The organism is Brevibacillus laterosporus, from assembly GCF_030489605.1.
GTDB lineage: Bacteria > Bacillota > Bacilli > Brevibacillales > Brevibacillaceae > Brevibacillus_B > Brevibacillus_B laterosporus_E.
The window spans coordinates 273,976-289,099 of the sequence record NZ_JAUKFY010000004.1; the positions used below are offsets into that span (position 1 = coordinate 273,976).

The following is a 15,124-nucleotide window of genomic DNA, read 5'->3' on the forward strand; positions in this document are numbered from 1 at the left end:
GATTATCCTCCTCCAACAAAATGAACTATTTCTATGCGATCCCCATCCATAATGGCTGTACGGGCATAACTGGCACGATCAAGGATAATTTGATTGTGCTCAACAACCACTATTCTTTGCTCCACTCCATAATGGACAAGCAATTGTTCCACTGTCGTATTTTTTTCTACACTTGTTGCTTTTCCATTAACCAGAACCTTTACTGTGCTAGCGTGCAAAAACGGTCACCTCATTTCTTGCAATGATTGTTTTTACGCCTGCCTTTTTCCAGCGTTTGGCGCAGCTAAAGCAAGATAGGTATCGAATGGGGGAGCTACCGGATAGCATATCCAGCTGAATTATCAAGCTGATCACGATACTCTCTCATCCTGTCTTGCGGTCGTGCTGACTGCATGATCCCCGACATTACAGCAATCCCATCCCCTCCAGCCGCTATCACGTCTTTAACACGATGAGGAGTTATGCCGCCTATCGCAAGTAGTGAGACGGTAGGAGCTAACAGTTTCCGCATTCGCGTTACAAAGGGAAGACCACGCGGTTCTATGCCGGGCTTACATTTTGTTACATAGACATGCCCCGCTATCACAAAGGTTGGGGGACGGCTTGGTACGACATCATGCTCTGTCAATGAATCGGACTGGTCGGCGGGTTGTAATGATTGTACTGACAAGCATTCCTGCTCGTTATGAACCGAACAACCCAGTAGCTGGTGAGAGTCCAGCATGCGACCTGCCAAGCTGGCATGCATACTATGCTGTCCAAGCTGTACGCCGCCGCAATGATAAGCTATTGCTACATCCACTCGGTCATTTACAATGATTCGATCCCTTGGAAAAACATCCGACAAGTGCCTGATCCATTCTGCTATTTCCCTTGCTGTCCGCTGTTTTTCCCTAATGTGCAGATAATCTACTCCTGCTAGGTCTGCCTTTTCTATAATGGGCAACACTTCTCTGAGAGTTTGACTCCCTGTGGTAATGAGATGAAGGGAACGTGCTTTCAAAAATTCAACTCCTTTCGCAAAAATGTTCGCGTATGCTTGTTTCTTGCTGTTTGAAACGAACCTCTATAGCTGACCGATCTAGTTGGAACCATTCATGTCCTGACATCAAAAAAGCCTCCGCTTTCTTTTCGGACAGCACCGAAATAGATAGCGGAGGCTAAGCTGAACTAGCTGTTAGCTGATCATCTTAGTAGCTTACTGCTTTTTTTGATCCATACTGTAAACGGCTACAGGTTGTTTATCAAAAGAAAAACCACCCGTAGCGGATGGTTTCGTATGCATCTGAAAGAACAAAGTTATCTTCACTCTGTTCTCGGTTGCCCTCTTCCTCCGCCGGTATTAACCAGATCAGGTTCAACGGTCAGTAACGCATAGTGTTACAATCTCAGCCGACAGCTCGGCCCCCGCTCGGTACAAAGTTATAAAGTTTTGAATTCGTTTTTACAGTACCACGTCACTACTTATTTGTAAACAGATAGATTTTCTTTAGAAAAATTCTCGTTCATTGTCAAACCAGATAATTCTGCCTTGTATCAGTGTGTAATCATTCCCTTATTCATTGCCTGAATACACTCTTCCAACCATCCCAGAGCCTTGGCCTGCTCCGGTACTTCACTTACTTCCCGATATGCTTGTTCTACCAGCTTTTTCACTAAAAATAAACTGGAGAAATCTAAAGCCATCACCACTTGTTTAGGCGGCTGCGTCTGTTCTTTTAAAGCCTCAACGCCATCTAATAAAACCGCCGCTGTCTTTTCAGCCACCTCATTTAGTTGTTCATGCTGTCTTAATTCATCGTAAAAACTATCATACAAACGGCACAAAATTAAAAACGCTTGTGTGCTAAGAACCACTTCGTTTGCATGTAGGTGCATCATCGAGTCTTCCACAAGTATGCCTCCGTCTCTTCCCATCTATCTGCCGTAGATTTATTTTTATTATAGCATGAATGTTTCCTCTAGGTGGCATTTTGCCCAGTTCAAGCCTTGCCGTACTGTGCACGGAACATAAACCGAAATAATCTTTCTATTACAAAAATAACATTTTCATGTATGCACAATTAAAGTCCCCTTCTCTTTTCCTAGAAAGGGGACCTTGTTGTTTTACACACATTCTTAAGCTTTATGCGTATTTCCATTATCGCGAATGTTACTGTTTTGGTCATTAATATCTAGCGTTTTACCTCTGTTTTTCGCCTTGTTTTGAGATTTGTTGTTCTTGCTGGACATGGTTTGACTCACCTCCCGATTGTTCGGCTTAGTTTCCCCGATGTGAGTGAAAGTTACGCATGAAGGTGGATTTCTCTTCCCTAAATCATCCATACCAACGTACAGCACTCCTAAAAAATGAGTTGCTTCTCTGCTCAATACCTTTTAATCTGGTGATAGTAAAAAGATTTAGAACTTTCGCATAGATAGGTGGAAACTACATGCTTGTCATTACTCCCATTCAATTACAAGGAACTTTCGTAGTACTCGAACCGCTACAGCCAGAACACGAAGCAGAGCTTCAGCAAGTCGGAAGTTTTCCCGAAATTTGGACCTTTTTACCGAAGGCAATGGTTACAAATGAGGACTGGAAAGCCTATTTTAAAAAAGCATACGATGCAAAGGAAGCAGGAACAGAATTTCCTTTTATTATTAGGGAGCGTTCCTCCCAAGGCATTATTGGGACTACTCGCTTTATGAATATTTCTAGTAAGGATGACCACTTAGAAATCGGTTCAACCTGGCTCACTCCACGCCTATGGAAAACAGGTGCGAATACGGAGTGTAAATATTTGTTGCTAAGCCATTGCTTTGAACATCTCGGATGTGTTCGCGTTCAAATTAAAACCGATTCTCGCAACGAGAACTCACAACGAGCTATTCGGCGAATCGGAGCGACCTATGAGGGCACACTTCGCAAGCATATGCGTCTGGCCAATGGTTATGTCCGTGATACTGCAATGTTTTCGATTATTGATTCAGAATGGCCGCAGGTAAAAGAGAAGCTGGCCCTTATGATGCAAGGTTACATATAGGAAAAGTACACCCTTCTTTGAAAAAACCTCCCTATTTCGCTCATTTTGTACAATCTTAGGCTAGATCAATGCATCCAGTTCGTGTACAGTTAAGAATAGATATCCACAAGCGATGATAGATTATGAGGTGACCTCTTTTCATGCATACAAATTTACGAACTTTTATCCAACAGCTTCGCGATGAAGGACAATTATTGCAGATTGATACTCCTGTTGATCCCTATTTGGAATTGGCAGAAATTCATCGTCGAGTCATTAATGAACAAGGGCCGGCCCTTTTTTTTACAAATGTTAAAGGGAAAAGCTTCCCTATTGTAACCAATCTATTTGGAACCCGTGAACGGGTCGATATGGCATTCGGACCAAAACCAGAAAAAATTATTCAGCAATTAGTAAGCAACATGGACAAGCTGATGCCCCCGAAGCTCTCTGCCCTTTGGGGATTACGTGATCCTCTATTAAGTGTCATGAAAACAGGTACGAAAAACGTATCGTTAAAAAATGCTCCTGTCGCTCAGGTACATACAACTGATGTCAATTTACACGAATTACCGGCTATTACCAGCTGGCATGAAGACGGGGGGCCGTTTGTTACTTTGCCACTTGTCTACACAGAGCATCCCGTCAGTAAAGAACACAATCTGGGGATGTATCGTATTCAGCTATATGATGAAAATACTACGGGTATTCATTGGCAGATTCATAAAGGTGGTGGATTCCACTATTACGAGGCTGAAAAACGTAACCGTGCTTTGCCGGTAACCCTGACAGTTGGCGGACCGCCTGCTCTGATTGTCTCTGCTATCGCTCCATTACCAGAGATGGTTCCGGAACTCATTTTCTCCTCTCTCTTAATGGGAGAAAAGCTAGGAATGACCGAAGTAGACAATCATCCGCATAAAATTATTTCGGAAGCAGAATTCGTGTTTGGCGGTATTGTCCCTCCACATGTTCGCCGACCTGAAGGACCGTTTGGCGACCATTTTGGCTATTATTCCTTAGCTCACGACTTCCCTGTCTTCCATGTGCAGCAAATGTGGCGCAGAGAAGATGCGATCTATCCAGCTACAGTGGTTGGCAAGCCGCGCCAGGAGGATTTCTTTATTGGTGAATACCTGCAAAGCCTGCTGTCACCGCTTTTCCCTGTGGTCATGCCTGGAGTGAAGGCTCTTTGGACCTATGGGGAAACTGGCTTCCATGCATTAGCTGGAGCAATCGTACGCGAAAGCTACTATAAAGAAGCAATGGCTCATGCTTTTAGAATTCTAGGGGAAGGTCAGCTTACATTAACCAAGTTTTTGATGGTTACGGATGTACATTGTGACCTATCGCAGTTCAGTAAGTTTTTAGAGATTGTGTTGGCTCGTTTCCAACCAGAACGTGACCTACTGATTGTCAACGATACCTCCAACGATACACTTGATTATACAGGACGCAAATTTAATCATGGTAGCAAAGGAGTAATGCTCGGCATTGGCGATCCTGTTCGTGACCTGCTACACACTTATAACGGGCCAGACATCCCGCGTTTTCCTCATGTAGAGGTCTTTTGCCCAGGCTGTCTCGTAATTTCAGGACCAAAATTTGAAGATGCCCCGCAAATAGGGGAAGATTTGATCGCTTATGCCAATGAACATTTAGCCGACTGGCCTATGATTTGTATCGTTGATGACGCTGCGATCTCACGCAAGGAAAGCAGCTTCCTCTGGACAGTCTTTACGCGCTTTGATCCAGCAAACGATCTATATGCCAAATCAACTATCGTACGCAATAAAATCCGTTATGAGGGGCCATTAGTCGTTGATGCTCGTATGAAGCCGTTTTATCCAGCAGAGGTCGAAACCCGTCCAGACATTGACAAACTGGTCAGCAGACGTTGGAAGGAATACTTTCCTCATCTGTAAGTGATACTCCTTGTGTGCGTCTTCTAGTTCGGCGTAGATGAAATAGATAACCTCCTACCTCAGATGACAGAGGAAGGAGGTTTTTTTGTTGTCAGATTTACTTTGCAAGGAAACCCATATAATATAAAAGAAGATAGTCGGAGCAATGGAGGGATAAGCATGCGACAAAAACAAATTCAAGCGGAACTGGATGTGCAACCGACCATCGATCCGCAGCAAGAAATACGATCAAGAGTGGATTTTTTAAAACAATATCTGCTTGCAACGCACACCAAAGGGTATGTACTTGGAATTAGTGGTGGACAAGATTCTTCATTGGCAGGTCGTCTCGCCCAATTAGCCGTGGAAGAGATTCGCCAAGAAACTGGTAAGGATTATAGCTTTATCGCTGTTCGATTGCCGTACGGGGTTCAACAGGATGAAGAGGATGCCCGGCGTGCGCTGGCTTTCATTAAGCCTGATCGCACGGTTACGGTAAATATAAAACCCGCTGTAGATGCTTCCGTACAAGCCTTTGAGGAAGCAACTGGAGAACAATTATCTCACTTTCTTAAAGGAAACATTAAAGCACGCGAACGCATGAAGGTTCAATATGATCTAGGCGCCCACTACCAATTATTAGTGATTGGAACAGACCATGCGGCTGAAGCTGTTACCGGCTTTTTCACTAAATTCGGAGATGGCGGTTGTGATCTAACACCTCTTACGGGACTCAGCAAGCGTCAGGGTAAACAGTTATTACAAGCTCTTGGTGCAGAGGAAGCTCTCTATGCCAAGATACCTACAGCAGATCTTGAGGATGATAAACCACTTTTACCTGATGAAACAGCACTGGGTATGTCCTATGAGCAATTGGACGATTACTTGGAAGGGAAATCTGTTCCAAGCGAGATTGCCGAAAAAATCGATCAGCGTTACCTTCGTACTGCACACAAACGCCACCTGCCCGTTACGCCATTTGATACATGGTGGAAGGAACAAAAATAAAGCTCGTTACATAGCTAGTAGGGCAAACTATGCTTGCCCTACCCGGATACCTGAAGGCTTTTGATGTAAGCAGGTTAGCAGATTGATGCTTAACCTGCTTTTCATTTGCAAAAACAAAAAAACAAGGCAAAATCATCACCTTGTTTTTCATAACATGTATTCTCAATAGGAATGTCGGGATTTGCTATTCGGTGTCATGGTCAAAAAACATCGTCAATAATTCCTCGACAGTAATAGCTCCAAAATAGGTTGGCAAATGAAGTGACTCCAAAACCTCACGGATCGCTTTCTTCTCCATCGGAATATCGATAAGCTTTTGCTCAATATCAGCTACTTCCCCTACACCGAAGAAATCGCCATAAATTTTTGCATGTTTGATTTTTCCCTTCTCCACATCAAGACGAAGCTCAATCGTTCCTACCGGAAAACGTTTGGTTTGTTGGAAATTGCTCTTCGGTGATTTTCCATAATTCCACTCCCAATTTTGGTAGCGTTCCTTGGATAGCTCATGAATGTTTTTCCAATCCTCTTCGGTCAACACGTATTCACTTACTTCACCCTGAGCAAAGATGGAGTGTAAAATATGCTGTTTAAACTCTTCGATAGTCATTGGCTTCTGTAAAAATTCTGTGATATTAGCAACTCTACTGCGAATTGACTTGATGCCCTTCGATTCAATTTTAGCAGCATTCACCTTCAGCGCTGCTACTACATTCTCCATTTCAGAGTCAAATAAGAGAGTACCGTGGCTAAACATACGTCCCTTCGTGGAGTATTGAGCGTTGCCAGAAATTTTGCGTTCACCGACTTGAATATCGTTTCGTCCGCTTAATTCAGCCTCTACTCCCATTTCCTTCAAAGCTAACACAACTGGTTCCGTAAACTTTTTAAAGTTATGAAAGGACTTGCCATCGTCATTGGTAATAAAGCTAAAGTTAAGGTTGCCTAAATCATGATAAACCGCACCACCACCTGATAAACGGCGCACAATGTGAATTCGATGCTCGTCCACATAATCTGCATTAATTTCCTCGATCGTGTTTTGGTTTTTACCAATAATAATGGATGGCTCATTTATGTAAAACAACAGATAATCATCATCTGCCGGCAGGTGTTTTAAGGCATATTCCTCAATAGCTAGATTGATTCGCGGGTCTGTAATGCCTTGATTGTCAATGAATTTCATGTTGATGCCCTCCAGTGCCAGTTATCAGTAAGAATGATTTTCACTCTATTATCTCATCTCTTACTCTGTTGCTCAAGCTCTGGAGATTGCAATATCATGTCTTCGAAAAATTGAGCCGCCCTGCTTTTCGGTCTACCTTTTTTGGTAATGAGCGAAAAAAGGCGTTTATGCGGCTTTGAACCGATAGCAAGCGCTTTACATTCTTTCAAAAAAACCTCGCGTTTTGCAATCAATCCTGAAACAATTGACATGCCAAGCCCTGCCATTACTGCCTCCTTAACTGCTTGGCTGCTGCTAAATTCATAAAAACGCTTTACTTGTATCCCTAGCTCTTGGATAATATTATCACTTTGCTCACGCGTTCCTGAACCAGATTCACGAAAAATCCACACTTGGTTCTCTAAGTCAGCCTGAGTTGCAACCTTTTTGCGTGCCAAAGAGTGATCGTTTGGAACAAGCAGCACCAATTGATCCTCCATAAAAACCTGCACATCCACATCAGTGCTACTGATTGACCCTTCAATTAATCCTACATCGATTTTCTCATCGATTAACGCCTCAATGATTTCTCGAGTATTATTAATTTTTACCTGCGTCTGTACCTTTGGATACTCCTTGGTAAACACAACCAATTGCTTAGGCAAGAAATACTCCCCAATTGTATAGCTTGCACCAAGAGAAAGGAGGCCGCTTACTTCCTGCTTGAGGGCTTGCAGCTCCAATCGGGTTTCATCTACAGCATAGAGAATCTGTTTAGCTTTTTGATAAAAAAGTTCTCCTGCTCTAGTCACACTCACATGCTTCGGGGAACGAATAATAAAGGTAGTATCAAATTCTTCCTCTAAGTGGCGAATATGTAGACTGACCGCGGGTTGCGACAGATTAAGCTCTTCAGCAGCACGGGAGAAGTTTTGCTTTTCTACTACTTTGACAAAAATCCGTAGGGAATCGAAATTCATGGATCAGAACTCCTCCTCTGGCTTGTTTATTCCTTCCTTATTCCATCTCAGCACCAAATCCCCTTCTAAGCGCGTCCAGAAGGGGATGGATAGTCATTTTCTTTTAGGGCTATTGAAACGGGGATCAGGGCGGCTACTGGGTATGCAATTCTATCCCCTGAGGATTAATTACTACATTCTCTCCGTCCTTTTTCACCGTAGCTTTTCCATTTTGAAAGCTAGATGCCCAATCATAGGTTAATGCAATGACAACCTGACCTGCAGTATTCACGTAGCCAAATTTACCATTCTTCTTCACTACAGCAAAACCTTCCGAAAAAGGCATCGCATAATCATACTGATACTCGACCACGACATTAGCAGTACCGGTTGAATCTAGCTCAACAAAGCCCCACTTCCCCGCCCTCTCTCTAGGAATAAGAGTGGGAAGTTTCGGCTTTGGAGTGCTTTTTTTCTGATTCACCTGTATCTTGTCTTTTTCTTGTGTATGTAACGTTACTTTAGTAGGTGACTCCTGAGCTGCTTTTGTTTTGCGGTGCGCTTCTTCTTTTACTTGTATATCTTTCTTGGTCTTTTCAGGCTTTACGTTAGTTGTAATTTTAGAGGTTTGCCGCTCATTCGTCTGTTCTTTCTTTCCTTGAGCTGCTTTTGCTTTGGCATCCCGTTCAGCCTTCTCCTTCGCTAGCTGCTCCTCCTGTAGGTTTTTAGCAATCTTTAGTTGTTCCACAGCTTCTTTTTCCAAAGCTTCCCGGGCTTCCTTGGCTTGTTTGTCCCCTTCGGCAGGTTGTGTTATCTCAATAGCATTGACCGCTTGCTTCTTATTTTGTTCATTACTCCACATAAGACCACCAGCTGCTACGAGAAAAAAGGCAACAGCAACTCCTGCTCCAAGCTTTTTTTTAGCCATGCTGTTTTTACGTTCCTCTTGCTTGGCAGGTGCCGATTGGGATGCTTTCTCCTCTGGGAAAGGCTTTAGTGTTTTTATTTTTGTTTCAAGCTCAGCGATTATCATCCATAGATCCTGAGCGAGAGCATGCTGGGGCCCTAGTTGTTTCTGCACAGCTCGATAGGTCTCTATTGCACGTTCCAGCTCCCCTTGTTCCTCCCACTGTTTCGCTTGTTCTATGTTTTGATAGATGACAGGCAAATTTGCAAAGTCACCTTGTGCGTTTTCTTCCGTTTTCAAGATTTCCGGTGCAAGCATTCGTTCCGTCTCTATTCCAGAAAAAGGCATGTCTGCTTGCGGTATGGGGATCTGAATCGTTGCTTGATCGTCCGTCTTCTGCTTTTCGAATCCCGTTTGCCCTTCTTCCTTTACATCCATTAAAGCGAGTAACCATTCTCCAAAGGTTGGGCATTCATTTAGCTCCTTGCTTTGCCAAGCGCGATCAAGCAGGGAAGCAATCTCTTCCCCCCAATAATTACGAATGGAATTTGCCAAAAGTGGGTATCTATTTGTGCTGTGAGGTATCTCTTCTGGATTAAAATAGCTTTCTCCCCAAGCAGCTTCTCTGACCGTTTCATCATACCAGCCTAATATCTCGGCTAGTAAAATAGCTCCAGAGAATCGATCGGCATATTTACTCCATAAGCCTGCCGCAGAGGTTTGCGGCAGAGAATAGCCGGGAGACGCAGCAAATAAGACATCAGGCCGCTCTAATCTAGGCCCATATAATTGCTCTACGTCCACCAGCTCTACATGGGAAAAGCCGTCTTCTGCCTGATCCCTGACAAGACCTGGCAGAATCAAGTTGGGACCGGATAAATCACAATGAGCTAACCCTTGTTGTTCCATAGTTGATAAAACCTTAGCTAATGAACGTGCTAAGGTTAAGCTGTCCGTCCGGTTTAATGCCCGTTTATCTATAATAATATCCATCCAAGTAGGTCCTTCTATCCAGGGCATAACCACCGCATACATCAGATCGCGGTGCTGACTTAATAGCTTTCCATGTTTCTGGGGCGTCAATATAATGCGGTCACATACAGATAACCCTGGTAAAGTAGCAAAATCCTTGATTTGTTCAGATAGATAAACCTGCTTCGGATCTTTATACTGCTGACGAAACACCTTTAATGCCTTCCACTTGGAATCTGCTTCTTTTCGAGGAATCATTTGATAGACAATTCCTTGACGCCCCTCCTGACCGTAGGGAACATGAGGAGCGACTGGATGCTCGCCGATTGCATATGTAGCATTGTGTAGATGAAGCTCTTCCTCTACTCTCGGCTGAAATACCATGAGAGCCTCCTCTCTTTCTTACATCCTAGTATTCATAAAGTAAACATAGATTGTGGCACGCAGAAAACCATAAATGCGCGTTCAAAGAATTTTTGACTATTGATTTTTGTGCTATGTATTCTCTCACTAAGAAAAGGACTAGGCTCTCTTTCCCACCTAGTCCTTTTCTGATTTTCTTGCTTTATTGAGAATCCGCCTGACGGAACTTCGTAGCAATTGCATGTAATTCATGTGATATACTTTCAAGCAGCAGGACAAATCCAGTCATTTGTCTGTTCGCTTCCTGAAATTCCTGGAAGAATTTTTGTTTCGTCATCCCGTCCCACTGACCTTCCATTTGGTGAATTTGTTGGTTGAGACGATCAATCACTTGCTGACTTTGTTCCTTGCTTTGTTGAAACTGGTTTGCTACTTCATCCACTTGATCAGGCGAAATTAAAATGCGTGACATGTTCTTTTTCCCCCCAAGTCGTTCACATTCTCTTTTGTCCTATTGTAGCCTAGAGTATTTTTAGAAACAATTCCCAATTTATAAGGAAGCTGATTTAGAAAGAAACACCTATGTTCACTTATCGTTAAAAAGGACTTTTGCCCTTCCTTTTTAACGATAAATTTTAATTTGTGAATCTATCGACCTAGAAGCATCCTCCCTCACCCATTTTTGATTAATCGTGCGGATGAGATCTTGTAGGGATCGCTCCTCATCGAAAGGCACAGCTACCTTGACCCGATGATAACGCCTTTTAGCAAAGTAGCCTTGACCTGATGGCAGCATTTTACTATAGGCAGCATGAGGGTAATGACTAGCTTCAGTCGATGGGATTTTCAAGAAAGCCAAGTCATTGGCATCAATACTGCCAAATAAAAAGCCTGTTTGCATATTTTTAATCTCGGATAGCCAATCGTTGCTACTATACGGAAAATCAGACGGCACCCCAGAGATAATGACATACAGCTCGCGGCTTCTGCCTTGTCGAACCAACTGAGTCAATTGATCCTTGATTTGATAATCTGTGATCTGCTTGAAAAATAAATCTGCATCATCAATTACCAGCAGAAGAGCTGGCTCCTTATTATTTTGCCCCTCTGCTCTATCTGATTGGATGGATTCAACCTGATTGAACAATTCCTCCCTGTACATCTGTGAAGAGGTCGATTGCTCTGTGTACAATTGATTTTTTAGCTGATCACCATGAGTGTGACGCATTTTTATTTTCGCACTTAGAGTAGTAAGCAATTCTGTAAGCTCGCTCTCTCTGGTGGCCATTCCCTTTACGTGTGGCAAGTGTTCTAGAGACAGTAAGGATAGGGAACTGGATTGGAAATCGATACAGTAAATTTCAAGTTCTTGTGGAGACACTCGATCGCATAGAGAGAGTACCCATGTCAGTAAAAAGGAGGTTTTTCCCCCTTCCATCGGACTCCCTACCACAAAATACGGGCCTTCTTTTAAATCTACTTCAAACAAAGTTAAATCATCTACATATATACCTACAGGAGCTTTAAATGTATCTGAAGGTGAGGATATCGAAATATCCGATATAGTAGAGAGAGAGGTTTTATTAGGAATAACAGGGTTGATAGCTAATAGCTCCTCCAAGAAAACAACTTCCGGCAGTGGCAACATTTCTTTTGGACGTTCCCCATTCCAAGCAAGGCTCATCTGCTCCATTACATTGCGCAGTCGAACCGAGCGCTGCAGATCGTCTTCGCCTGCTATCGGTAAAGCAGTCTGAAACTCGAGTGGAGGCATTTGTCCTCTCACTAGCCCTCTTCCTTCTGGTAAATGGACGGGGGGTCTTGTAGGACGCCCCACTGCAAAATAATAGTCGCTTGGAGCAGATAGCTCAAAGGCAATTCCCAGAGAAAAGTTACCTCGTATTCTCTCCAAAAGATCAGTAATACGGTTAGCAGTCACTACGAAAGAAAGACCTACGCTTCCCCCTTCTCTTAATAGCTGCTCAAGCTGATCATTTTCATAGGAGTACTGATTTCGGAAGTTTAGATAGCCATCTATGCACACGACGATTCTAGGTACGGTCTTCCCCGTAGACATTTGGTACGCTCGGAGTGTTGTCACACCGCTATTTGCAAGTAGCTCTCGGCGTCTGCCTAACTCCTCAAGCAGATAACGAAATAAACGCTTGATTTTATCTGTTTCATCATCCAAAATGACGGAGCCAACATGAGGCAAGCACGAAAAGTCCCGCAACGTTCGCCCAAAATCCAGCAAATAAAAATGAAGGTGTTCTGGGGAATAACGAGTAGCCAGAGATAATAGTAGTGTCTGCAAAAATGTAGTCTTTCCTGTTCCCGGCATCCCATAGATAGGTAAATGCCCTTCCTCTAGTGATAGTAGTAATGGCTCCTGTCGCTGCTGTGCCAAATCGTCTACTAAGCCTACAATGGCAGAAAGACCTGGAGCATTTGCTCCCCATTCCTTACCGTTCCAGCCGTATGTACGCTCTGAAATATCCTCTAAAGCAAGCTGTTTGGGCAAAGGAGGAAGCCACGGACCAGGTAATCGGCTGACCCCTTCTTTCTCTGCTATGCCTGCCAGATATTCCATTAAGACTTGAAGCTGCTTCTTCTGTTTTCTCGTTTGATCTATGTGTAGATTTTCATTTATCTGACATTGCGTACGTTTTCCACTTAATGAAACCTCATAAATCTCCGGCTCGTTTTGGTTTTGTTTCTGATCACTTAGATATGGTGCGCCACTCCAGGCAAACTGGACCAAATCAAATTCCTCATTGCTCCCCACCTGTAAGTAGCCACGCCCAGGCGTTGTAATCCATGCTGCATCCGGTATCTTTAGCATTTCCCGGCTATCCGCATCATCTTGAACTCTAAGACAAATACGAAAACGGGCATTACTCCAAATCTTATCATCTACGACACCGCCAGGCTTTTGCGTAGCTAGGATTACATGCACTCCTAACGTCCTACCAATGGTTGCAATTGATATTAGTTCATTCATAAACTCCGGTTGCTCTTTTTTTAGTTGAGCAAACTCATCAATAATAATAACCAAATGAGGTAGGGGATGAGTCATCCTCCATGCCGTTTCATAATACTCATCAATGTGCTGAAGATCTCCCGCTTCATTCAAAATTTTTTGCCGACGGATTAACTCAGCTCGTAACGAAACCATCGCTCTTTCTACGAGCTGTTCATCCAGATTGGTGATGGAACCGACCAAATGCGGTAAATTTCTAAACGTGTTAGACATTCCCCCGCCTTTATAGTCAATCAATAAAAAAGTCATCTCATGAGGATGATAATGAACGGCTAATGAGGCAACAATGGATTGAATAGCCTCGCTTTTGCCTGAACCTGTCGTGCCAGCCATTAATCCATGCGGTCCATGTCCACGCCGTTCTATTTTGTCATGTATATTCAGCAGAACTTTTTTTCCACCTGTTCGCACTCCCACTGGAACTGGCAAGGATTGAGGAAACCGATTCGCCCGCCAGAGGGTAGCTGCATCCAAATCTTCTATTTTTTTAATACCCAAAAGCTCAAATAATGATAGTCGCTGAGGAATTTCTGCTGATGTAGAGCGCTTGACCTTTACACCTGCCATCATTCGCGCAGCATGCTCCACTTTATCTAATGGGAGGTCATCTACAGTACATGCAATCTCTCCCTCTCCTAGACCAGTCACATCCCCTGTCACAGTTTCCTTACAAACACCGCGATTTCCCTGTATTTCCACAATCAATTGACACTGCATAGGCAACGAATCTTTCCTATCTGCCAGTAAAATCGTACATGCCCCGATTGCTTCAGCCTCTTTTAAAAGTAAGGGCAAAATAGGCTCGTCCTCAATTAGATGGGGAGCTGACAGAATAAACACCCAGCAGGGTAGCTCTGCCTCTTTACGAAAATCAGTAGCCCTCGTCATTTTCCGCCGGTTTAGCTGACTGTACAAAACATCGAGAAGTTGGTGAGCGCTTCCTTTTTCCTGAGCAACAAATCGCATGGTCTGTTCATCATCCCAAGTATGCGGCAGCCAGCGTAACCATTTCCATTGCTCTTCTTCCCACTCTGGATAAAAGGCAGCGATTTTCACCTCATCTGGAGAGTGATGTGTTGCCATCTGCAATACCATCACCCTGATAGCATTTAGAATAGCCTCCTGCTCACCGACCACGCCTATGACTTTCGATTGATACAGGGGTAGTAAAATAGGAACCGACTCAACTCTTTCAAAGGCTTGAGCCAACGCTTGGGCTTCCGCAATCAAAGGCTCTGTCTCATAGCCCTCCTGTTTGGGCGCTATAATCTGATAGGTAGCTGGCAGCGTTCCTAGCCCCAAACGCAACTGTAAAAAATCCTCATCACGTGCAGAACGCTCCCACAGTGAACTGCTTCTCTTCTCTATCCGCTGTATACACTCCCAAACAGACGGGTTCATTTCGTGCATAATGGTTTGCTGTTCCGTTTGTAGCTCTTTTAATTCTTGTCTGTGTTTCTCTAATTGCTCTTGGTACTGAATGGTTCGTGTTTCTGCCTGTCTGCGGTAATTTCTCTTGTTATACAGATAGGTAAACACCGGAACCGTATATGAAATAATCATGGTGCTCATAAAAATCATTTGAAACACGAAAAAATTCTTGTTTCCCGTACTCATTCTTGATCCCATATATAAATAAGCAAAAAGCGAAATCCCCGTGATGATAATGGGGATTATGATAGAAATGATGGAGAAAGCGGGTGGCTGGGGAACAAGAGCAGGTCGATGGATTTCTACTGTTTGCTTGGGTAATGTACGCTTTAAGCGCGGTGATCGCTGAAAATAATCATAGGCCATTCCT

The 15,124-nt window shown here is 43.5% G+C and carries 11 protein-coding genes and 1 riboswitch; of the genes, 3 read left to right on the forward strand and 8 right to left on the reverse strand.

Annotated features, from left to right (window positions below; genetic code table 11):
- Positions 1-2 precede the first annotated feature (2 nt).
- The 3 genes from thiS to QZ995_RS06630 all read right to left on the reverse strand — a co-directional run bounded on the left by thiS (position 3) and on the right by QZ995_RS06630 (position 1,893).
- On the reverse strand, positions 3-218 hold the full coding sequence (gene thiS / locus QZ995_RS06620) for a sulfur carrier protein ThiS (protein WP_301804633.1): 216 nt from the start codon (positions 216-218) through the stop codon (positions 3-5).
- Between the two features lie 95 nt (positions 219-313).
- Complete coding sequence (locus QZ995_RS06625; protein ID WP_301804636.1) at positions 314-1,003, reverse strand: thiamine phosphate synthase; 690 nt, start codon at positions 1,001-1,003, stop codon at positions 314-316.
- Positions 1,004-1,311: 308 nt separating this feature from the next.
- A riboswitch (TPP riboswitch) is annotated at positions 1,312-1,421 on the reverse strand.
- Positions 1,422-1,536: 115 nt separating this feature from the next.
- The gene (locus QZ995_RS06630) at positions 1,537-1,893 is read right to left on the reverse strand and encodes a hypothetical protein (RefSeq protein WP_301804638.1); all 357 of its coding nucleotides are present in this window, start codon (positions 1,891-1,893) and stop codon (positions 1,537-1,539) included.
- A gap of 539 nt (positions 1,894-2,432) precedes the next feature.
- Between QZ995_RS06630 and QZ995_RS06635 the strand changes: the two genes are divergently transcribed.
- The 3 genes from QZ995_RS06635 to nadE all read left to right on the forward strand — a co-directional run bounded on the left by QZ995_RS06635 (position 2,433) and on the right by nadE (position 5,917).
- Positions 2,433-3,026 carry a GNAT family N-acetyltransferase gene (locus tag QZ995_RS06635; protein ID WP_301804641.1) on the forward strand — a complete coding sequence of 198 codons (594 nt, stop codon included), beginning with the start codon at positions 2,433-2,435 and terminating at the stop codon, positions 3,024-3,026.
- Between the two features lie 140 nt (positions 3,027-3,166).
- Positions 3,167-4,930: a UbiD family decarboxylase gene (locus QZ995_RS06640; RefSeq protein WP_301804644.1), complete on the forward strand. Its 1,764-nt coding sequence runs from the start codon at positions 3,167-3,169 to the stop codon at positions 4,928-4,930.
- A gap of 159 nt (positions 4,931-5,089) precedes the next feature.
- Positions 5,090-5,917, forward strand: coding sequence for an ammonia-dependent NAD(+) synthetase (gene nadE / locus QZ995_RS06645; protein WP_301804646.1), 828 nt, complete (start codon positions 5,090-5,092; stop codon positions 5,915-5,917).
- A gap of 184 nt (positions 5,918-6,101) precedes the next feature.
- On the opposite strand, the gene QZ995_RS06650 is transcribed toward nadE, so the two are convergent.
- The 5 genes from QZ995_RS06650 to essC form a co-directional block, all read right to left on the reverse strand.
- Positions 6,102-7,103, reverse strand: coding sequence for a lipoate--protein ligase (locus tag QZ995_RS06650; RefSeq protein WP_301804648.1), 1,002 nt, complete (start codon positions 7,101-7,103; stop codon positions 6,102-6,104).
- Between the two features lie 53 nt (positions 7,104-7,156).
- Positions 7,157-8,062, reverse strand: coding sequence for a selenium metabolism-associated LysR family transcriptional regulator (locus QZ995_RS06655; protein WP_301804650.1), 906 nt, complete (start codon positions 8,060-8,062; stop codon positions 7,157-7,159).
- A 133-nt stretch (positions 8,063-8,195) separates the two neighbouring features.
- Positions 8,196-10,304: a WG repeat-containing protein gene (locus tag QZ995_RS06660; RefSeq protein WP_301804652.1), complete on the reverse strand. Its 2,109-nt coding sequence runs from the start codon at positions 10,302-10,304 to the stop codon at positions 8,196-8,198.
- Between the two features lie 181 nt (positions 10,305-10,485).
- Entirely contained in the window at positions 10,486-10,755 is a 270-nt protein-coding gene (locus tag QZ995_RS06665) for a WXG100 family type VII secretion target (RefSeq protein WP_003336004.1), read from the reverse strand.
- A gap of 150 nt (positions 10,756-10,905) precedes the next feature.
- Positions 10,906-15,120, reverse strand: a complete 4,215-nt coding sequence (gene essC / locus QZ995_RS06670; RefSeq protein ID WP_301804663.1) for a type VII secretion protein EssC — start codon at positions 15,118-15,120, stop codon at positions 10,906-10,908.
- Positions 15,121-15,124 lie beyond the last annotated feature (4 nt).